We start from the raw sequence: 22,183 nt of genomic DNA, 5'->3' as shown, positions 1-22,183 counted from the left end.
ACGGCTCAACCTCGCTTGTGGAACAGATAATCCCTACCAATAACAAGCTGTCTGCGTGTTTTATAATAGTAAGCACGCAGCATGGGATAAATCGATTAACTAGTCTATTTTTACTGCTTGCCATCAACAAAAAAAGATAACGCCAGGGTGTCATCTCTATATTATCATTTTTTATTAAGGTAAACTTCACTGTTGGATATCTAAAAATAGAACAGTTAACAAGAATATTTAAGCGATAAGCTGGGTTCTGGTCTATAAAGCGAACGTCCAATCATAAAAAAGCAGCAGTAAAGCTAGGCTTTATCAGCGACTTAATTACGTTGATTTATCAATTTGCGCAAAGCTAGTGCCAGTTAAATCCCTCCAATTATAAAATGACTGCGCCATAATTACAAATTTATCCCCTAAATAGTGGTTATCGGTGATTATTTAACAAAAAGCTAGCTATTAGTAAGACGAATTTATTAGTATTGGTGTATCAGAATCACTTTTTGACCCCAAATAATCTGTCGGCTACTCATACTCTGTCTAACGCATGGTCCATTGAGGCAAATAGTAAAAGTGTTTATTTTGCGATAAGGTGTTAATTTTTATAATGTTAATGAGAATCATTACTTTAGAAGTAAACAGCGGACATGCGGCTAAATTACCAAATAGACATATTTTGATACAAAGTTTACAGTCGTTTAGTACGACTAATGCACACCTATTACAGACATTACTGCTAAAAGTCTTTTCAAAACCTCAGTAATTACTGCTAATATAGCCTGCATATTAAATGGGTTAGAATTTTTTGACCGTTTAACAAGTGAAGACGCGAGGGTATGCGTCGATATAATTTTATTCCAACAAGTTAAAAACAATGGAGAGCAGTTTATGGCTGACAACAATGCCAAATTAAGCGTAAATGGTAAAGAATACGAATTTCCTATTATTGAAGGTACTTTAGGGCGTCCAGTTATCGATATTGCTGCTCTACAAGATTCAGGCTTTTGGTCTTATGACCCAGGTTTTAAAGTAACCGCTCCTGTTGAATCTAAGATTACTTACATTGATGGCGGTAAAGGTGAGTTATTACACCGTGGCTACCCTATCGACCAGTTAGCAAACAATGCTGAATACTTAGAAGTGGCGTATGCACTGATTCATGGTGATCTACCAAACGCTGAGCAAAAAGCAGATTTCTATGAAAAGGTTCGTAAACATACGGGTGTTCATGACCAATTACGTAAATTCTTTGAAGGTTTCCGCCGTGACGCGCATCCAATGGCGATTATGGTTGGTGTCGTTGGTGCTTTATCCGCGTTTTATCATGACAACTTAGACGTCAGCAACGAAGCACACCGTGAAATCACCGCTATCCGTCTAATCGCTAAAATGCCAACGCTTGCAGCGATGAGTTATAAATACTCGCAAGGCGAACCGTTCATGTATCCACGTAATGATTTTAATTACGCAGAAAACTTCTTATACATGATGTTCGCAACGCCTGCTGATGTTGACTACGAAACCAATGACGTGATTACTCGCGCGATGGACAAAATCTTTACTTTGCATGCTGACCACGAGCAAAACGCTTCAACCTCTACTGTACGTCTAGCAGGCTCTACTGGTGCTAACCCTTATGCGTGTATCGCTGCAGGTATCGCCGCCCTTTGGGGTCCATCACATGGCGGCGCTAACGAAGCTGTCCTTGAGATGCTAGATGAAATTGGTTCGGTAGAAAACGTTCCTGAATTTATGGAAAAAGTGAAAAGCCGTGAAGTAAAACTGATGGGCTTTGGTCACCGTGTTTACAAAAACTTTGACCCACGCGCACAAGTGATGAAAGAAACTTGTGACGAAGTATTGGGCGCATTGGGTATCAATGATCCTAAGCTTGAGCTTGCTATGGCACTTGAGAAAATCGCTTTAGAAGACCCGTACTTCGTTGAGCGCAACCTGTATCCAAACGTTGATTTTTACTCTGGCATTATCTTAAAAGCCATCGGTATCCCAACGTCAATGTTTACTGTTATCTTCTCACTCGCGCGTACTTCTGGCTGGATCAGTCATTGGTTAGAAATGCACAGCGCTCCGTTCAAAATCGGTCGCCCACGTCAATTATATACTGGTGAGACGCATCGCGACTTCATTAAAGTTGAAGACCGGAAATAGTAAGCTGTTATTGGCAGCATAAAAAATCCCGCGACTGAGCGGGATTTTTTTATGGTCTAAATTTAATAACATCATGACTACTTATGCTTTATTGAAATTCTTTTAAGGTCTGCTCATATTTTGCAATTTGCTCATCATAACCTTGGATGGTTTCATTAAATTTTGCCATCAGTCTCTCAAACTCTTGCTGTTGGTCGATTTTCATTTGCTGCATATCCATGACCTGTTGGGCTTCTATTTGCTCCCAAACCTGATGCTGGATAATCAAACGCGCCAGCGCCGGACTTTTTGCACTTAGTCGACCAGCGATTTCTGCATGTTCAAATAACTGCGGCGTCAAGGTGGCAATGTTAATCAAGGTATCAACCTCTTCTGCACTAAGCGGCGTAGTCACAGGTTGATAAAGCGCCTCTATCGCTTGCTGATAGCTTTCTATAATCTGCTCATCTGTCAACATCACAGGTTTGCGCGGCTCAAGACTGATACGTTTTAGCACCGTTAAATCGCGCTCGCCAACCTCGGTACTGGTATTAATATTCGCGTCCGTAGTAGCATTAGCGTCAACTTCAGAGTCATTGCTAACGTCTGACTCACTATTGCTATTGTCCGTATCAGCGGCTGAATTCGTAGCAGTTGATTTTGCTATTTGCTCAGAATCGGTAGTATTTGCAACTGGATTAGCAGTATTAGACGGCTTAGCATTGTCTACTGACGCAGCAGAGGTGTTATCTGGCAACAAATCATTGCCACTGTCTGAGGCGTCTGCCGCTTGTAGCGATTCATATTCGGCTTGTAGACGCTGCTGTAAACTTTTCGCTTGCGCGAGATACAAGGGTTGAAATTGCTCTATGCGCGCAGCAGCGGAGTCACTTTTACGCATCGGCTGACTGTCCTCTACGCTGGTTTTTTCTTTGGGTTGACTATTATCAGCTACTGGTGCTTCTGCTTGCTGCTGACAGCCGCTTAGCAATAAAATTCCAGTCATGGCGGCCGCTAGCAAGGAGCGCGTACGCGGCGGCATAATTGCTTCATTTAGCAACCTTGTATTTATATAGGTATGATGAGTCTCACCATCAGGCTTTACGAGCAAATTTTTAAACATCCGAGTTCTCATCCTTATTAAAAGCAGTGCGCTTATATGCTGGGGCTACTAGCTACTTTATTTTGTCTATATGTTTAGCAGCTTGTTATTATAAAAAGGTTCAGTCATCATATAAATATCATAGGATAAAAGAAAGACTAAACTTTAAATGTGCCATGAGTTTTATGTTCGTCGCGGGTTCTATTATGGTCATGGCTTTTATCGATTTTTTGTGTCGCTAAAAATGGAATACAACTTTCAAAACCCTGACAATCGCGACCTTGCTGTCGACTGATAAAATAATCTTGTACCATGCGTGCTTGCTGCTCAATACCATAGTTGAAAAAAGGTTTGCCAGCGGCAAGTACATAATCATAGCGGCGATCAATCATAGCACCGCGCACGACTTTAAGACCTTGCTGCAATTGCCACACATGGGTCAATTCATGAATAAGCCAGCTTTGCTTACCCAATGATGATTGGCTAAAATCTGTGACCCAGTCGGCTGGGTGGAAATAAATATTACCATTAGGACTGACAGCGTAGTTTTTTAGTACCCAGCATGCGGTTTTTAGCTGAACTTGCTCAAGCCGGATACTATCACCAAACACCGAACGAGCCAGTGCTATCTCTCCAGCCGCCAGCTGACGCGAACGCTGCTTGGTAGCTTTAAGAGGCCTAGCACGAAGAGACTCAGCGCGTTTAAATAAACGCTTGAAAGCAGATAGCGACAGCATAAATGTCTTACCTCGTATTGGTTGCTCGTTTTATATTTGATAATTTGTCATAACATGATTGGTCATCACTGCTAAACCATTAATAAGGTCGAAATCGCGTAAAACAAAGCCTTTAAGACATAAGCTGTACACTTAGCTGACTTTTATTAACGTAAATCTGCGTTAGCCTAGCTATAGTCACAACAATACAAAAAACAGTCGTTTAATTGATAATAGAGATTTTTATGCCGCCCAATTTTCATGCTGATACGCCCCTTGCTCAGCGTATGCGCCCAACGACGCTCGACGCTATTATTGGACAAGAGCACCTGTTATCAGCAGGCGCACCGTTACGGCGCTTGGTTGAGCAAGGGCACCTGCCATCGATTATTTTGCATGGCGAAGCAGGCATTGGGAAGACCACCATCGCGATGCTATTGGCTGATGCGGTTGGCCGACCTTTTCATGCGTTATCGGCATTAAATACGGGCGTGAAGCAATTACGTGAAGTGCTAGAAACAAAAGACTCGTTAAGTTTTGAATCGCCGGTGGTATTTATCGATGAGATTCACCGCTTTAACAAAGCGCAGCAAGATGCGTTACTTGGGGCGGTAGAGTCAGGTGATATTACGTTAATTGGGGCGACGACTGAAAACCCGTCGTTTAGTGTGAATAACGCCCTGCTATCGCGCTGCCAAGTGTATCGTCTAGAGCCGCTCACACCTGAGCAAATCAGCGCCGTATTGCAGCGCGCGCTATTAGAAGACAATATCCTTAAAAACCTGACAGTTGATTTGCAGGCGCAAGAGACGATTAGCCAATTGGCACACGGTGATGCCAGAAAAGCGCTCAATCTATTAGAGCTTGCCATTCAAACGGCAGATAGCAAACAATCGCCATTAATTATCAATGATGAATTGGTCGCTCGGGTCGCTCAGACGGCGCTGGTGCGCTACGATAAAGATGGCGAGCAGCATTATGATATCATCTCGGCCATGATAAAATCTGTACGCGGCTCAGACCCTGATGCGGCGCTATATTGGATGGCACGGATGCTAGTTGGCGGTGAGCCTGCTGATTTTATCGCACGGCGTTTGGTTATTTTAGCTAGCGAAGATATTGGTAATGCCAATCCAAACGCCCTGCTCCTTGCCGATGCTGCACTACGTAGCGTACAGTCTATCGGCATGCCAGAAGCGCGCATTATCTTGGGGCAAGTGGTAGTTTATCTGGCGACCAGCGCCAAGAGTAACAGCACTTATAAGGCCATCAATGCGGCAATGGCCTTGGCAGAAAAAGACGCCTCGCCTGTACCGCTGCATTTGCGTAATGGCGTGACCAAATTGATGCGCAATCAGGGCTATGGTGAAGGTTATGTATATCCGCACAATTATCCCAATCATTATTATCCGCAAAGCTATCTGCCGAACAATTTAATCGGCACCAGTTTTTATGAATTTGCGGACAATCAGCGCGAGCAGCACAGCAAGCAGTTTATGGACTGGCTAAAAACCCAAGCAGCCAGTAATGAATAACAGCATATTTGCTTGCATCATTGATAATACTTATCGCTATTTTTAAGCGATTAATAGACATATTGGCAAGATGACGCAGCACGGTAGGGTGAAAAGCGTTAAAATGGCCTCATAATGATATATACAAGTCGATTGAGCACAGCAATTTTATTGCTTATTGCTGTTATTTATATGGCTGTTATTAAGCCACGCCATGCTTTATCACAGCGCTTGACGCCCTCTGCTGCTACAATAGACAAATAATAATTTAACCTTATCATCAAACCCATCTATACATAATAAAATATTGAGACTTCCTATGAGTTTAAATACGATTCCTGAGATTATCGAAGACATTCGTGCTGGCAAAATGGTCATCTTAATGGATGACGAAGATCGCGAAAACGAAGGCGATATCATCATGGCCGCGACCCACGTGCGCCCTGATGATATCAACTTTATGATTACCCACGCTCGTGGTTTGGTTTGCTTAACCTTATCAGAAGCGCGCTGCCAACAGCTGGCATTGCCGCTGATGTCCGACCGTAACGAGGCAAAGTTTAGCACCAACTTCACCGTTTCTATTGAAGCCGCTGAAGGCGTGACCACAGGTATTTCTGCTGCCGACCGCGCTCGTACCATTCAAGCAGCAGTGTCTTCTTCAGCAAAACCAGAAGATATCGTCCAGCCTGGGCATATTTTCCCAATCATGGCACAAAATGGCGGCGTCCTGCACCGTGCCGGTCATACCGAAGCAGGTTGTGATTTGGCCCGCCTAGCAGGGTTGGAGCCAGCAGCCGTTATCGTTGAGATCATTAAAGACGATGGCACGATGGCGCGACGTGATGACCTTGAGATATTTGCCAAAGAGCATGGTCTTAAAATTGGGACGATTGCCGATTTGATTAACTACCGCATTGCCAATGAGCAAACGGTCGAAGAGGTTGAGTCCCATCCGTTTGAGACCGAATACGGTACCTTTACCTTGCATCGCTTCCGCGAGTTTGGTGCAGACGAAACTCATTTAGCTTTGGTGAAAGGTGATGTCAGCGAAGGCGTCAGTACCGTTCGTGTACATGGCTTCCATCCTTTACGTGACTTGTTTGCGGCGAAGAATGACACCACTGGTCGTAGCGGCTGGAGCGTACGCTCAGCACTAGAAGAAATAAACAATTCAGAGCGCGGCGTGTTGGTTTGGATCGGCAATCATCAACCGATTGACTTGGGAGAGGCGCTGGATAAAGCGGCTGAAAATCAGTCCATGTCTACTATCGCTCAGCAGCCTTATCGTAGTATCGGGGTTGGCGCACAGATTTTACGTCATTTGGGCGTGCGTGATATGCGCTTACTGTCGTCACCGATGAAGTTTTATGCGCTGTCAGGTTTTGATTTAAATGTAGTAGACTTTATTCATGCGCCTAAGCAAAAATAAAGCCTAGAAATTAAAAAGCACAGCAACATAACAAAGGCACGCTAATATCATTTAGCGTGCCTTTTTATTTTTAACGGTATCATTTTAGTGATATTGATACTTAATAATTTGGCCGACTTTTCAAAGTTTTTAAATTTTTTAAAATTCGGGCGTATGGTTAAATTTTGCCTCTAGTTTCAATAACCGCTCACGCTCCTCATTGCTCCACGGCAATTTATCCTTACCATCACTGTCTAAACGGACGATAACGGCATCAGCGATCGCGACAATCGCCTCTTGAGCACAGCTATAATAGCTATATTCCATCACGATACTGGTATTGCCCAAGCGCTGGCAACGCACGCCTAATAATAACGTATCGGGATAAGTCACCGGGCGTAAATACTGACAGCTCGATTGCGCCAATACTGTCACCATACTGCCATCAAACATACCTAGCGCTTGCAGATAGCCAATCCGTGCTGACTCCGCATAACGATAATAGACCACGTTATTTAGATGATTAAAGGCATCCATCTCGCCCCAATGGATCGGCTGCTGATGAATGATTGGATAATGCGCTAGCTCGCTAGGACGGTTGTCATCTACGCCATTATTATTTACGTTTGTGTGTTGTTCAAAAGCACTCATCACTGCATTTCTCTTATTTTTTTATAGAATTTTAAAAACGACCATTAACGCTTAGGCTTATCTAAAATTTGCGTGGTCAATAATGGCGTTGGCTGTGGCGCCGTGGCAATCAGGCGATCTAACCAGTCGACAACTTCTGCGATATTATGAGGGGCAGATTTGGTTTGACCTTTATCTTTAGAAGTTGCGTTACTCGTTGTTTGAGCGTTTTTATTATCGGTAGCGGATTTTGAAGCAGACGTATCTACTAGAATTTGTAGCTGTTTACGTGCTTGCCGCAGATAGCCAATCAGCTGATCTTTTTCACGCATATTGCTTGCTTGACTGGCAAGATTTAAGGTCATAATCACTTCATGAATGATAAGCTCTTTACGGGTTATGCCGACATCGTTAGCGCTAGTATAAGACGCGTTAGTTGTAAGAGCAGGACGCTGATAACTATGCAAAAACGCTTGGATATTTTGAATGGCTAAGTTTTGTAACTGCCAAGGACTCGGCTGCGAGCTTCTTGCTTGCAAGCGTTCTATGTCTTTCATCAAACTTTGCTTGATTACCACGGTAAGCGCAGGGGCAATCTCATTACTGCTTTGAGACAGTTGCCAATGCAGACCGCGCAACAACTCAATCGCCGCACTCTCATTATTATCCGCCAATAATCTATCGGCCGCCTGTATCTGAATGCGCAACAAATCAAGCTGGTTTTGCGCTTGGCTATTAGCAGCGACGCGCGGCTCTGGCAGCGTCTGCTGACTCATCGCAAAGATGCGATCGTCCATCTCATTTAGGCGGCTGACGACTTGCTCATTACTTTGCAAGCGCTCATTTATACTGTGCTCAAAGCGCTGTTGACTAATAAACAACCACAGCAGAGCAGCAATAAGCAATAATATGACCAGCCATTGCAAACGTACCAAAAACATATTTGCTTGCCGGCGCTGCTGAATAGCAGAAGGCTCCTTAGCTAACGAGTCAGAATTCATGGACATAAGGCAGCACCGTTGGTGAATAATTTTTTAAGCAAATATAAAATAAATGGCTTGAGAAAAGGAAGTGTTTTTTAACTGCAACCGACTAGCGGTGTATGGATTGCCGCAAAAATGGTTTCGGGCGCCAAATCTTCCACGCGCCAGTAACTTAATCCCTGACCAGCAACCATATTGGCTAAGCGCTCACCTAGTACGACATAAGCAAAATCGTTGAGTTGCAGCGGCGCACGGTTTGATTTTTCTGCATTGGCTTTTTGCGCTGCCACCTCTGTAACAATCGCTTGCCAATGCTCAAACGCTGTGCCACTACTGACAATCACGATAGGTTTTGGCTGCTCAGTTTTTTGTTTAACAAACTGGGCGTGCCACACTTTATACTGCGCCATAGCATCATTAGGCATTTTGCGCTCATACCAAGCGATGCTATCGATATGGACACCGCGCGCCTGTAAGGTATTGACCAATAAACGCCGCCCACCAAGCCCGCGCCATACCAACAGCTTATCGCCTGCTTTTAAACTTTCGATTTCCGGCATCGCTAACATACCTTCATTATTAGCAATCAGAGGTTGCAATACTTGATAATTCGTCGCATCGAGTTTAGCGTCATTTAATACCGCTGCCGTGGCTTCTCCTACCGCTATCAGATGGCTTGGTGCTGTTAAACCTTTAAAACTAACGTCTTTTTGCGCGCTATTATTTACCTCAGCCAATTGAGCTTGGCGTTCATGCTCAAGCGCCTGCCAAACGGCTAAGCCAGAAGCTGCTGCTGTCGGACTTACAATAACAAGCGCCTGATAATCACCGGCAAACCATTGGCGCATCAATGCCATGTCTTGCTCGGTCGTTGGCCGCGCCTCTAAGGACAACATCGGTATATCAACCACTGAAAATCCTGCCGCCTGCAAATGATTGGTCAGCGGCGCCGCACGTTCAACTGGACGCGTATTGATGACCACTGGCGGCAGCGATGCTGGCTTATTAATGGTTTGGTTTGAAGCAGTAGACTCAGAGGATGACCAAGACATAAACATACCGTGACAGAAGTTTTGGAAAGTAAGCTTACGCATACAGCCATTGCAGCGACTTTATGCGTAACTGGACAGCGACATTTTATTGTTATGCAACTTAAAAGTTATTTTATAAGCTTTATTTAGACTGATAAATCGCTGATAAAATATCACCCGCACCAATGGCTAGTAGCATCTCAGCGACTTCAATACCTAACTGATTGGCTTGCGCTTCTTGTTCGACTTGACTGCCAGTTAAGGTCAAGCGTTTATCAGCTTTGAGTAGCTCGCTACCGTCTTCTTGACCGACGCGGCCGCGTAGCCATAATACATTACCATTGTCGTTATTACCGTTTTGGCCATTGTTTTTGCTACTGCTATCGTCGTCTGCATCAGCCATTTGTAACACAGCATAAGCGGCAATTGGCACTTGGCAACCGCCCTGTAAATGACGGTTTAGCGCACGCTCAGCGATAAGACGGATACGAGCTTTGTCATCATTTAACGGTGCTAATAATTTTAAAACCTCGTCGTCACCTTCGCGGCATTCAATCGCAAGTGCTCCTTGGCCAACGGCTGGCAAGCAAATATCTATATCCAACTCACTACGAATGCGCTCGTCATGCTCGATACGCTGTAAACCACTGGTTGCTAAGATAATAGCATCATACTCGCCGGCATCGAGCTTACCTAAGCGCGTACCAACGTTGCCACGCAGGGTCTTGATTTGTAAATCGGGACGATAGGCTTTGATTTGACATTGACGACGCAAGCTTGCGGTACCAACCACTGCTCCCTGTGGTAACTCATCGATATTATGATAAGTATTCGATACAAAGGCATCGGTTGGCGAAGCGCGTTTACAATAAACACCAAGCGTCAAGCCTTCTGGCAATTCCATCGGCACGTCTTTTAAAGAATGTACCGCGATATCTGCCTGTTTATCATATAACGCCTGCTCAAGCTCTTTAACAAACAAACCCTTACCACCAATTTTTGCCAGCGGCGTATCCAAAATCTTATCGCCTTTGGTGACAATTTTTAGCAGGTTAATGGTCAGCTCAGGATACAGCGTCAGTAGGCGGTCACGAATGTGCTCCGCTTGCCATAATGCCAATGGACTTTGGCGGGTGGCGATATTTAAGGTAGTCAAAGCAGGTTGCTGCATGGTGCTCATAAAAGGCCTCAATAGATTCGATATAAAATCGCGTTGCTGAATAACAGTTACTTAACGACAACCGCTCAACAACGGTCGCTCAACAACAAAGGATTCATTATCTTTACAATAATGCGAATGTATAGTCAAAATACCCTAAAAACGCTACGGTATTGCTGATATCAATTTTTCGTAGCCTCTGTCTGCTCAGGCACAGCAAGCAAGAAAAATTGATATCAGCAGTGCGTGATGCATTGATATTACTTTTCTCTCACTATAGTATTCAATATAAACGTTAAATGTCTTTAAACTGAGTGCTACAAAAAAATACCCCTATTTAAGCATAAATAAGGGTTTGATGATATGGCAGGATTATTTCAACAGATTACTGCGCTTGCTGCTTAGTGCTTTCTAGGATGGTTTACCTGTAGACAGTTTGCCGCTACATATTCTGAATTTTTTCACGTAATGCTGGTAGGTGGCGGCGACTGACTGCTAAAGTTTCATCAATACCTTTAAAGTGCAGCTGAAATTGTCCGGCATCGAGTGTTTCTAAAAAATCTAGATATTTAATATTGATAATGGCGTTGCGATGGACGCGAAACAATTTGCCTTCAAATTCTTGCTCAAGCTCTTTTAACGTATCATCAATAAGTACAATGCCGTCTTTGTGGCGTACTTTGACGTACTTTTGATCGGCGGTAAAATAATAGATGTCTTTGAGCTCAATCAGCTCTACACCGCGGTGGGTACGCGCCACGATATGTTCGCGCACTGGGCGCGCGGTTGGATTCTCAAGTTTGCGAATCTCGTTTAATTGCGCCGCATTGAGATTGGTGGCTTTTTTTAGCGCCTCGAGTAATTCATCTTTATTGGCAGGTTTTAACAGATAACCGATGGCGTTGGCTTTGAGCGCCGCGATGGCATAATGGTCATACGCCGTGACAAAGATAATGGCAGGTGGATGGTTTAACGTTGCAAGCTCTTGCGCGCACTCGACGCCATCCATCTCTGGCATGCGAATATCGAGCAATATAATGTCTGGTTGCTCAGATTTTACGGCGATAATGGCCTCTATGCCGGTTTTTGCCTGGGCAACCACTTCATGACCTGACTCTTTGACTATTCTAACCAAACGCTCCCGAGCTAAGGGCTCATCATCACAAACAACAATCCGCATTCAAACTCCTTTATAAGTGCCTACTTATAAATCTTTTAGAGTATTAATAACCTATCAATCTTTAACACTTATCCCTTAGTAAGAATGCAACTCCCTACTTAAGTTATAAACCAACTGCCGCACTTGTGCAAGCCACGAATCTAACTTTGCCGTTTAAATGCTTTAGCCGTGCATAACAGCTTAGACTGTGCAATAAATATGCCACGATAAATGCTTTGTAATAAATGACTGACGCTTACAATTTAGAGAATAGATTTTTAGGGAAAACGTTTTAAAAAGGAAGAAAGAAAGGATTATAAACTGACATCTTGCAGCGGATAGCTAATATTAGTAAGAATTTGTTTATTCATGATGCTGCTTTGGATGTCGGCACTTTGACCAAAATAGGCGCGCAGACGTTGCGCCTGAATCATAAAATCCATATGTTGGCGCAAGTCATGGTTAATCAACAAGGATTTTTTCGGCAGCTGTACGCTAATAGTAATGTCGACCCGATGCTGTAACCAAGTGACTTTTATATCAATATAAATGGTTTCAGTGGTCATCCTAATGACGTTCACCAGCATTTTTTCAATCACGCTTTGTAAGGTTAACGCCGTAATCACCATATCATACATAACGTCTTCTTTTGGCAATTGCCAGTTTATTACCAACTTATCTGCCAAGCGGATGGATTCAATAGCCAAGTAATGCTCACACAGGGCAATCTCTTCTTCAAAGCTGATCTCACGCGCGCCATTAAAACTGGCACGAAATAGCGCTGAGACGTGCTGCAATAAAACAGCGGCGCGCTGCGGCTCAGACTCAATCAGCGACATCAAAGTATTGATGGTATTAAAAAAGAAATGCGGCGCTAGGCGAGCTTTTAACACATCATTTTGGGCACTCAATTTTTGCTCAAATGAGTGCTTTAGCGCATTTAGCTCACGATAACGCCTTAAAAAAAACAACAAGGCGGCAACGGTAAATCCGGCGGCTATCACCGTATTAAACACAATGATTGAGATAAAATCCGCCAAGTTATAGTTAAACCAGCCAGCGTTTATCATAATGAGCAAGGCCAACGCGACGGTCACCGCCGTGGCAGTGGTCAAAATGAGTAAAACATACATACTGACGGTCGTTACGCGTAAGCCTTTAAAAACTGGACGTAGATAATCGATGAGATAAAAAGAAGGAATCAAGGCCAAGCTGGTTTGAATGAATCTTGCCATAAACTTGATAATAAACTGCATCTCATTAACCACGCTATGACGATCGACAACCGCCACAAACAGCGACCAAAAAAAGATTGCCAGCAGCCATTGCCAAGGCTTCATCATCTCCATGAGCTTGGGCATAAAAAACTCTAAGCGCTCCGCTAGCAAGGCAACCTCATCATTTGCTATACTTGAGTTCTTATTCTCTTGACTTGTCTTGTACCGATATGAACGCCAACTCTTCAAATAGTATTAATCCTAATTCAAATAAAAATTCATCTACTCCTGATTCTAGCATAGATGCTTCTATAACCAACACTCCTGCGCCGCAAAGCGCTACAAGTGGTCAAGGTCAGCAGATGTGGGGCGGGCGCTTTAGTGAAGCGACTGATAGCTTCGTTGCCGCCTTTACCGCATCCGTCGGCTTTGACCAACGCTTTGCTCGTCACGATATCCAAGGCTCAATCGCCCATGCGACCATGCTGAAAGAATGTGGCATTTTAAGTGCGGATGAGGTTGCGACCATTATCGATGGTTTACAGCAAGTGCTGCGCGAGATTGAAGCCGGTGAGTTTAACTGGTCAATTGCGCTTGAAGACGTGCACATGAATGTCGAATCGCGCTTGACGGATATCGTCGGTGCGGTTGGTAAGAAACTACATACTGGCCGTAGCCGTAACGATCAGGTTGCGACCGATATTCGTCTATGGTTGCGTGAAGAAACCGACAATATCATCGCGCTACTGGTACGTTTGCAAAGCGGATTATTAGATTTAGCCGAACAGCATACCGACACCATCATGCCGGGCTTTACCCATCTGCAAACCGCGCAGCCCGTGAGCTTTGGTCATCATGTGATGGCATGGTTTGAGATGCTCTACCGCGATACCGAGCGTCTGGTCGATGCCCGTCGCCGTATCAATCAGATGCCGCTTGGTAGTGCTGCCCTTGCTGGCACGACCTTTCCGATTGATCGCACCATCACAGCCAAATTGCTAGGTTTTGACGGTATTTGCCAAAACTCTTTAGACGCTGTCTCAGACCGTGACTTTGCCATTGAGTTTACCTCGGCGGCTTCTATCTTAATGATGCATATGTCGCGTATGAGCGAAGAGATTATCCTATGGATGTCAGCGCAATTTAACTTTGTGCAGATACCAGATCGCTTTTGTACTGGCTCATCTATCATGCCACAAAAGAAAAACCCTGACGTGCCAGAGTTAGTACGCGGTAAAGCGGCGCGTGTGTTTGGCCAACTAATGACGCTGCTTAGCCTGATGAAAAGTCAGCCGCTTGCCTATAATAAAGACAACCAAGAAGACAAAGAGCCGCTATTTGATTGCGTCGATACTTTGACGGGTTCGCTACTCGCCTTTGCCGATATGCTGCCGAACATCACCCCAAATAAAGAAAATATGCGCGCCGCCACCATGAAAGGCTATGCAACTGCGACTGACCTAGCCGATTATTTGGTTCGCCGCGGTGTTGCTTTCCGTGATGCTCATGAAGTGGTCGGCAATGCCGTTGCTTTGGGTATTCGCGAGGGTGTTGATTTGAGCGATTTGTCATTGGCGCAGTTGCAGCAGTTTAGCGCTGCTATTGGCGATGATGTTTTTGACTATCTAACGCTAGAAGGCTCATTGGCCGCTCGTGACCATTTAGGCGGTACCGCGCCAAATCAAGTCAAACAGGCAGTGGTTAATGGACGCGCGCGCCTAAAAGCGTTTGCTTAAAAGCCTTTTTAAAGTTGAAGCTAGCAATAAAACTGTGCTTTAGAACCAGCGCTTTTCTCTAACACCCGCCATTGTGCGGGTGTTTTTTTGTCATGCCTGATTTTGCCAGAATTAGATAGATTTGATGTTACCTTCTCTACACCTGATACGCTTTGCTAAATCGTGCAAGCGCGTTATGATAGATGAATACCAATATTCGACACGATAATTTAATACCCCTAATTAATGAGGATTGCCTGATGACTGAGACTTTTAATCCACAAGCCAATACCGTTTTTTGCCGCAAATATAAGCAAGAATTGCCAAAAATGCCGCATCCGCCATTTCCTAATAAAAAAGGTCAAGAGCTACAAGAAACCGTCTCTGACAAAGCTTGGAAAGAATGGCTTGAGCAGCAAACCATGCTGATTAACGAAAACCATCTCAGCATGATGGACCCTGAAGCCAAAAAGTTCTTAACCGAGCAACGCGAGAAGTTTTTGGACAACGAAGACTATGAGCGCGCGCAGGGCTGGACACCAGAAAAATAATACGCACGGTGATTTTATTAATTAAAAAGAATGTCATTAATTGAAAAACTGTCATTGATTAAAAGACAGTGATTACATTAATAACAGCAAGATTGCCTCTCTACTAACAAACGGCAAATGACTAGGCATCATCCCTATAATTTGTTAGTATGAGACTGATTTACAACACTGACAGACTCGGGGTGCGGTGTATGACAAGCTTAGTTTATAAGGTTGTCATACATTCGCTGAGAGATCACCCGCCGAACCTGATGCGGTTAGTACCGACGCAGGGAAGTCTTAAGACTATGTTTTATATACAAAGGGCGCGCAGAAATGCCTTTTTATTATTGCTCATACTTCATGTGCTAGCGTTTTTACGCGGCCATGAGGCAAGCAATAAAAAGCGGCGCCTACCAATCATTTAACAACCGCATTAGATTCATTTTCAATGAAATTTGAATTTAAGAATAGTGCACGTTTTTGATGATTGAATTTGTCTATCTTGCATCGTCTTGCCCCGCAGCTACTGGCGGTGTTGCTTTTATTCAAAAACCAACACGCTAGGACAGCATATGAACCTCACACAAAATACTTCAACTCCTATTGCCAAAACTTCTGACAAAAAAGTCGACGCCCTAAAAACGCCTGCCCATCGTACCGCCAATGATGCTCGCTTTGAAGAAGACGCGCGCGACCTACACCGCATCTTACCCGCTTCTAAAAAAGTCTATATCGAGGGCTCACGTCCTGATATTCAAGTACCGATGCGCGAGATCACCCTTGACCCTACCCCCATACAAGGGGTAAGCGAGTCCGAATGGGAACAAAATCCACCGTTTTATGTCTATGACACCTCAGGCGTCTATACCGACCCTAATGCCACTATTGATTTGACCAAAGGTCTGCCAAAACTACGCGAAGGTTGGATAGCTGAGCGCGGCGATACCGAGCAGCTTGCTGGTTTATCAAGCTCATATGGGCAGGCGCGCGCCCGTGATATCAGTACGGCCAATCTTAAATTTGCGCATATCGACAAACCACGTCGCGCCTTAGCAGGAAAAAACGTCACGCAAATGTACTATGCACGTCGCGGCATTATTACCCCTGAAATGGAATATATCGCCATTCGTGAGACGCAAAAACAGCATGAACTGACCGATATGCGCCAGCATGACGGCGAGAGCTTCGGTGCCAATACGCCAAAAATCATCACCCCTGAGTTTGTCCGTGATGAAGTGGCCGCTGGTCGCGCCATTATCCCCAACAACATCAATCACCCTGAATCTGAGCCGATGATTATCGGGCGTAACTTCTTGGTGAAAATTAACGCCAATATCGGTAACTCAGCGCTCGGCTCATCTATCGATGAAGAAGTGTCAAAAATGACCTGGGCAACACGCTGGGGCGCCGATACTATTATGGATTTATCGACCGGTAACCATATCCATGAGACCCGTGAATGGTTGATTCGCAACTCACCAGTGCCAATTGGTACGGTGCCGATTTATCAAGCCTTAGAGAAAGTCGATGGCGTTGCCGAAGATTTAACTTGGGAGATATTCCGCGATACATTGATTGAGCAAGCCGAACAGGGCGTTGATTACTTTACCATTCACGCCGGTGTACTGCTACGTTATGTACCTCTAACCGCCAATCGCTTGACGGGCATCGTCTCGCGTGGCGGATCTATCATGGCACAGTGGTGCCTTGCCCATCATCAAGAAAGCTTTTTATATACGCATTTTGAAGATATCTGCGAGATTATGAAGCAGTACGATGTGGCGTTTAGCTTAGGCGATGGACTGCGTCCTGGCTGTTTGCAAGATGCTAATGACGAAGCACAGTTTGGTGAGCTACGTACCCTTGGCGAGTTGACCAAAGTCGCATGGAAGCACGATGTGCAGGTGATGATTGAAGGCCCTGGACACGTGGCGATGAACCGTATTAAAGAAAATATGGACTTGCAGCTTGAGCTATGTAGCGACGCGCCTTTTTATACTTTAGGGCCATTAACCACTGATATTGCGCCTGGTTATGACCATATCACCAGTGCCATTGGGGCGGCAATGATTGGCTGGTTTGGCACAGCGATGCTCTGTTATGTGACGCCAAAGGAGCATCTCGGTTTGCCCAATAAAAAAGACGTCAAGGACGGCATCATCACTTATAAAATCGCCGCTCATGCTGCCGACCTTGCTAAAGGCCATCCGGGTGCACAGGCACGTGACAATGCTTTGTCCAAAGCGCGTTTTGAGTTCCGCTGGGATGATCAGTTTAATCTGGCGCTCGACCCTGATACGGCGCGTGAATATCATGACGAGACGCTACCAAAAGACGCCCATAAGTCGGCGCACTTTTGCTCGATGTGTGGTCCTAAATTCTGCTCGATGAAAATCACTCAAAACGTGCGCGAGTATGCTAAAGGTTTAGATGCAAAAGAGAATCTAAGCGCAGACGTCATGAGCGCAACTGAGATTGCGCAAGGTATGGCAGAGATGACTGAGAAATATAACAAAGAAGGACGTCAATTGTATAAAGAGGTTTAAGCGATTAACGTTGATCCTTAAAACGTTGACCCTTAATTCACAAAAAAGCGCTACTCATAAGTAGCGCTTTTTATTGCAAACAGTTTTATCTTTATAGTAGATTAAATCTTTGATGCTTCGTAAATCTCTTTAATAGAAGTATTAATCGTATCAGCAAACTCTGCGTCGCTTTGTTGCTTACTTAAGCCCTCAGTAAAAGCGCGCGAGAAGCTCGCAATCATACCGGGATTTTTCTTCAATTTTTCGCAGGCGTCATGACGACTGTAACCGCCAGATAGCGCAACGACTTTTAGCACTTTTGGATGTTCAATCAGCTCTTGATAAAATCCGTCTTCTTCAGGCAAAGTCAGTTTTAGCATCACTTGATGATCATCGTCTAAAAACTCAAGATTGTGCAAAATACTGGTTTTAAGGATGATTTCGCAGTCATGCTTTTTGCTACTGTTGATATCCACTTCTGGCTCAACAATCGGCATAAAACCTTTAGAGAGAATTTGCTTTGCGACATCAAACTGCTGCTGGACGACAAGCTCGATACCATCGACACTTGGCTCATAAATGACTGAGCGCATCTTGGTGCCAAATACCGGATAATTTTTTGCCTTATCCAACAACAAGTCTAGATTTGGCATCGGACGCATCACCTGTACGCCGTTCATGTGTTCAGCCAAACCCTTATCTACCTTTAAAAACGGTACGATATTTTTATCTTCCCATAGGTAATTGGCGGTCGGTTTGCCATTAACCTCGCGCTCCATGGTATCTTCAAATAAAATCGCCCCGAGTACACGCTCATTATCAAAGGCATCACAAGTCATGATACGGGTGCGCATTTCATGCACCAAATCAAACATCGCTTCATCATTGTCATAAGCATCGCCGCTGACGCCATAGTTCTCTAATGCTTTTGGCGTGCTGCCACCACTTTGGTCAAGCGCGGCGATAAATCCTGAGCCATTTTTTATATGCTGTAGTTGTTTTTCGTATTCCATTGAATGGGTATCCTATCCTAATTAATAAGGGTCAAACGTTATTATAATAAGTCAATCAGCCCTCAACCGTGTGAGCCTGACTGTCAATTACCTTATCATAGGACATGCCACCTGCCTATTGTTGATAAGTTAAAATTTTGCCTATTTCACAGTGGCGAGATTAAAGCAAAAACAATACCGCTACACAGCCAATCGCCAATAATAAACCGACGATATTGATATGATTAAGGCGCTCTTTAAATACGCCTACTCCAATTAAAGTTGCTACTGCAATCACGCCGACGTTCATGCCTGTAAAGACGATACTTGGCGACTCAGACAATACTTGATGGGCGCGTATATAAGCATATATATTGCCCATATTGAGCGCGCCAAGTAATAATCCTGCGCTAAGGGCATTGCTCTGCCAGCGCACGCGAGTGCTAAGCAGGTAAACGAGCAGCAGCAAACCTGCCAGCCCAAAGGTCACAAATAAGGTTAAAGGAAACGCCGCGCCTTGTTTGGCAACTTGTTTGAATAAAATATCAATCACGCCATAGCCTAGCCAAACGCCAAACAACCAGAGTGGCGTCTGCTTTGCTTGGCTATTTATAAGCCCATGCTGCGGACGATAAACCAAAGCACCAAGCGCCAAAAACCCTAACAACAGACCAAATATGCGCGTACCCGTCAGTACTTCGCCAAATAATAAAAATGCAGCAACGATAGGAATGATAAGCGATAAACGCTGAGCAGCATCGGTTGCTACCATCCCGACCGATTCAATCGCCCGCCCAAGGATAATAAACACTGCTGGCAACAAGATACCAAGCGCAATAATGATGCCCCAGGCATTGCCAAGTGCGCCGATACTACTAACATCTGGTTTTAATAACAGCCAAGTTAATAGAAATGCCACGGGATATCCCGCCACGATGGTTTGGCGAATATCGATATTTTTTTGGCGTAATATTTTTAAAAGTACGGAAACAGCGACGCTACAGAGCACCGCTATCGTTAAATACATCATCAACTTTATCCTTGTTAAGTCGCAACTTTGCGCGTTTATTATTTTTATATGAGTAAAAAATACTTATTCATTAGCTGATTTCTCGTTTACTAAAACGTATAAATAAAGGAAAGCAATAAACTAAAAGAAAAATGGAATGTAACAAAATATTTCACCTGCAGCAATCTAATTATTGTGCGCTTGATTGTTCAGCTTACAATTAGCATGCAAGCATGAGGACGAATTTTGTTAAAATAACCAGCAATCCTAATAACAAAAGTAACGATTCACGATAGCGCTTAACGGCGTTTATCTTGGCGTACTGCTATGAATGCTCCCTGACTGCCTATGAATGCTCTATTTCGATTTTTTGAAACTCGTCTGCCCGCCTTTCCTGAGACGCCTATGCCGCTGCCCTCGCCGCGTGAAGGTATGCTCAAATTTATGTGGGCATGTACCAAAGGGCTACGCGGTTGGTTATTGCTATTTATGATTTTGTCCGCTGGCATCGGTATCTACGAGGCCATGCTATTTGCGTGGATTGGCAATATCGTCGATTGGCTTGGCGTTTATACGCCGCAAAATCTGTGGGCAGAAAAAGGCGATATGCTGCTTTTGATACTGGCCGTGATGATTTTAAGTCCGCTTTGGATTGCACTATCGTCATTTATTCATTTCCAAACCTTGCAAGGCGTCTTCCCGATGCAGATGCGCTGGCGTTTTCATCAGCGTATGCTTGGGCAATCGATGCAGTTTTATCAAGACGAGTTCTCAGGTCGCGTCTCTGCTAAAGTGATGCAAACGGCGTTGGCGGTGCGCGATACCGTGATGACGGTCACTGACATGTTTATGTACGTCGCCGTTTACTTTATTACTTCTGGCATTATTTTATTTAATTTAGACAGCTTATTATTGATTCCATTTATTGTGTGGTTTGTCTTGGTATGGCTGGCGATGTGGTATTTTATTCCCAAACTTAAACAAACGGCGATTGTACAGGCCGATGCTCGCGCGTTAATGACGGGCCGCATCACTGATGCGTATGCCAATATCATGACGGTCAAACTGTTTAGCCACTCGCGCCGCGAGCTCGATTATGCCAAAAATGCCATGGGACAGTTTTTAGGTACGGTCCATGCGCAAATGCGCTGGGTCAGCTACCTTGAGGTATCAACCCACCTAATCAGTGTGATTTTGGTCAGTAGTACGGCCGGTATCGGAATTTATTTATGGCAACAAAGCGCTGTTGGTGTTGGGGCAATTGCCGCTGCCACGGCGATGGCGCTGCGATTAAATGGCCTGACGCGCTGGATTATGTGGCAAACTGCTAGCCTGTTTGAAAGTATCGGGACGGTACAAGACGGGATGCGCACATTATCTGCGCCGCAAACCATCGTTGATAAGCCAAATGCCGCTATCCTTAAAGTCAGCGATGGTCGTATCGTTTTCGACCATGTTGATTTTAGTTATGAAGGCGAAGACGATGCCACAGGTTTAAACAAGCATAAATCAGACAAGCCTCTAGATAACACGCATGAAGATGCTGTTATTCCTGCTGCGGATTCTGCTGCGGGAACTTCATACGCCAAGCTATTAGATAACTTTTACTTAGATATCAAACCGGGTGAGAAAATCGGTTTGGTTGGGCGTTCAGGCGCTGGTAAATCAACTTTGGTTAATCTACTCCTGCGCTTCTTTGATGTTGATAAAGGGAAAATCTATATCGACGGGCAAGCGATTGACGAAGTTACCCAAGAATCGCTGCGTCAGCAAATCGGTATGGTCACCCAAGATACCTCGTTATTGCACCGTACTGTGCGCGAAAATATCGCTTACGGTCGTCCTGACGCAACCGATGAGGAAATCATTACAGCTGCTAAGCAAGCGCAAGCGTGGGACTTTATCAAAGATTTATACGATGATAAAGGCAATACCGGTCTTGATACCCAAGTCGGCGAGCGCGGCGTTAAGCTCTCGGGCGGTCAACGTCAGCGCATCGCTATCTCACGCGTGATGCTAAAAAATGCGCCGATTTTGTTACTGGACGAGGCGACCAGTGCACTTGATTCTGAGATTGAATTTGCCATTACCGAAAGCCTAAACGATATCATGACCGGCAAAACTGTGATTGCGATTGCGCATCGATTATCGACCATTGCCGCGCTAGATAGATTGGTGGTCATGGATAAAGGCCGTATCATCGAGCAAGGCAGTCATGATGAACTACTGGCGTTAAATGGCGTTTATGCGCGTTTATGGCAGCGTCAAAGTGGCGGCTTCTTAGGTGAAGACAACTAATTGAAAACTAACAATAAAATGTAAGATAACGGTTAAAAAACCGCCACAAGGAA

The 22,183-nt window shown here is 44.5% G+C and carries 17 protein-coding genes and 1 riboswitch; of the genes, 7 read left to right on the top strand and 10 right to left on the bottom strand.

Going from position 1 to position 22,183, the window contains the following annotated elements; translation table 11 throughout:
• Positions 1 to 876: 876 nt before the first annotated feature.
• Positions 877 to 2,157: a citrate synthase gene (gene gltA, locus H9653_RS06370; RefSeq protein ID WP_191691304.1), complete on the top strand. Its 1,281-nt coding sequence runs from the start codon at positions 877 to 879 to the stop codon at positions 2,155 to 2,157.
• 88 nt (positions 2,158 to 2,245) lie between these two features.
• Here gltA and H9653_RS06365 read toward each other — a convergent pair whose 3' ends face one another.
• Both H9653_RS06365 and H9653_RS06360 read right to left on the bottom strand, forming a co-directional pair.
• Positions 2,246 to 3,259, bottom strand: a complete 1,014-nt coding sequence (locus H9653_RS06365) for a hypothetical protein (protein ID WP_191691302.1) — start codon at positions 3,257 to 3,259, stop codon at positions 2,246 to 2,248.
• Positions 3,260 to 3,396: 137 nt separating this feature from the next.
• Entirely contained in the window at positions 3,397 to 3,972 is a 576-nt protein-coding gene (locus H9653_RS06360) for a type IV secretion protein Rhs (protein WP_404814804.1), read from the bottom strand.
• 227 nt (positions 3,973 to 4,199) lie between these two features.
• Between H9653_RS06360 and H9653_RS06355 the strand changes: the two genes are divergently transcribed.
• Together H9653_RS06355 and ribBA are read left to right on the top strand one after the other, a co-directional pair.
• A complete protein-coding gene (locus tag H9653_RS06355; protein WP_191691300.1) occupies positions 4,200 to 5,489 on the top strand; it encodes a replication-associated recombination protein A in 1,290 nt (429 codons plus the stop codon).
• A 298-nt stretch (positions 5,490 to 5,787) separates the two neighbouring features.
• The gene (gene ribBA / locus H9653_RS06350; protein WP_068407844.1) at positions 5,788 to 6,900 is read left to right on the top strand and encodes a bifunctional 3,4-dihydroxy-2-butanone-4-phosphate synthase/GTP cyclohydrolase II; all 1,113 of its coding nucleotides are present in this window, start codon (positions 5,788 to 5,790) and stop codon (positions 6,898 to 6,900) included.
• A 138-nt stretch (positions 6,901 to 7,038) separates the two neighbouring features.
• Here ribBA and H9653_RS06345 read toward each other — a convergent pair whose 3' ends face one another.
• From H9653_RS06345 to H9653_RS06320, 6 genes are all read right to left on the bottom strand, one after another.
• Positions 7,039 to 7,530 carry an acyl-CoA thioesterase gene (locus H9653_RS06345; RefSeq protein ID WP_191691297.1) on the bottom strand — a complete coding sequence of 164 codons (492 nt, stop codon included), beginning with the start codon at positions 7,528 to 7,530 and terminating at the stop codon, positions 7,039 to 7,041.
• 44 nt (positions 7,531 to 7,574) lie between these two features.
• The gene (locus H9653_RS06340; RefSeq protein WP_191691296.1) at positions 7,575 to 8,516 is read right to left on the bottom strand and encodes a hypothetical protein; all 942 of its coding nucleotides are present in this window, start codon (positions 8,514 to 8,516) and stop codon (positions 7,575 to 7,577) included.
• Between the two features lie 71 nt (positions 8,517 to 8,587).
• A complete protein-coding gene (locus H9653_RS06335) occupies positions 8,588 to 9,544 on the bottom strand; it encodes a uroporphyrinogen-III synthase (RefSeq protein ID WP_191691294.1) in 957 nt (318 codons plus the stop codon).
• Positions 9,545 to 9,665: 121 nt separating this feature from the next.
• The gene (hemC, locus tag H9653_RS06330; RefSeq protein WP_191691292.1) at positions 9,666 to 10,703 is read right to left on the bottom strand and encodes a hydroxymethylbilane synthase; all 1,038 of its coding nucleotides are present in this window, start codon (positions 10,701 to 10,703) and stop codon (positions 9,666 to 9,668) included.
• 421 nt (positions 10,704 to 11,124) lie between these two features.
• Positions 11,125 to 11,862, bottom strand: a complete 738-nt coding sequence (locus tag H9653_RS06325) for a LytR/AlgR family response regulator transcription factor (RefSeq protein ID WP_068407854.1) — start codon at positions 11,860 to 11,862, stop codon at positions 11,125 to 11,127.
• Positions 11,863 to 12,155: 293 nt separating this feature from the next.
• Entirely contained in the window at positions 12,156 to 13,202 is a 1,047-nt protein-coding gene (locus H9653_RS06320) for a sensor histidine kinase (protein WP_225211637.1), read from the bottom strand.
• Between the two features lie 218 nt (positions 13,203 to 13,420).
• On the opposite strand from H9653_RS06320, the gene argH reads away from it, so the two are divergent.
• The 3 genes from argH (at position 13,421) to thiC (ending at position 17,852) form a co-directional block, all read left to right on the top strand.
• Positions 13,421 to 14,794 carry an argininosuccinate lyase gene (gene argH, locus H9653_RS06315; protein ID WP_191691332.1) on the top strand — a complete coding sequence of 458 codons (1,374 nt, stop codon included), beginning with the start codon at positions 13,421 to 13,423 and terminating at the stop codon, positions 14,792 to 14,794.
• A 239-nt stretch (positions 14,795 to 15,033) separates the two neighbouring features.
• The gene (locus H9653_RS06310) at positions 15,034 to 15,324 is read left to right on the top strand and encodes an oxidative damage protection protein (RefSeq protein ID WP_068407860.1); all 291 of its coding nucleotides are present in this window, start codon (positions 15,034 to 15,036) and stop codon (positions 15,322 to 15,324) included.
• A gap of 168 nt (positions 15,325 to 15,492) precedes the next feature.
• Positions 15,493 to 15,616, top strand: a riboswitch (TPP riboswitch).
• Positions 15,617 to 15,878: 262 nt separating this feature from the next.
• The gene (gene thiC / locus H9653_RS06305; protein WP_225211636.1) at positions 15,879 to 17,852 is read left to right on the top strand and encodes a phosphomethylpyrimidine synthase ThiC; all 1,974 of its coding nucleotides are present in this window, start codon (positions 15,879 to 15,881) and stop codon (positions 17,850 to 17,852) included.
• Positions 17,853 to 17,953: 101 nt separating this feature from the next.
• Here thiC and H9653_RS06300 read toward each other — a convergent pair whose 3' ends face one another.
• Both H9653_RS06300 and H9653_RS06295 read right to left on the bottom strand, forming a co-directional pair.
• The gene (locus H9653_RS06300) at positions 17,954 to 18,844 is read right to left on the bottom strand and encodes a fructose bisphosphate aldolase (RefSeq protein WP_191691288.1); all 891 of its coding nucleotides are present in this window, start codon (positions 18,842 to 18,844) and stop codon (positions 17,954 to 17,956) included.
• Positions 18,845 to 19,004: 160 nt separating this feature from the next.
• On the bottom strand, positions 19,005 to 19,853 hold the full coding sequence (locus tag H9653_RS06295) for an EamA/RhaT family transporter (RefSeq protein WP_191691286.1): 849 nt from the start codon (positions 19,851 to 19,853) through the stop codon (positions 19,005 to 19,007).
• Between the two features lie 327 nt (positions 19,854 to 20,180).
• On the opposite strand from H9653_RS06295, the gene H9653_RS06290 reads away from it, so the two are divergent.
• A complete protein-coding gene (locus H9653_RS06290) occupies positions 20,181 to 22,130 on the top strand; it encodes an ABC transporter ATP-binding protein (protein ID WP_191691284.1) in 1,950 nt (649 codons plus the stop codon).
• Positions 22,131 to 22,183: the final 53 nt, after the last annotated feature.

The sequence above is a fragment of the Psychrobacter communis genome (genome assembly GCF_014836505.1).
Lineage (GTDB): Bacteria > Pseudomonadota > Gammaproteobacteria > Pseudomonadales > Moraxellaceae > Psychrobacter > Psychrobacter faecalis.
Note: the sequence above shows the minus strand (reverse complement) of the source record. Positions and strands in the feature narration are given on the sequence as shown.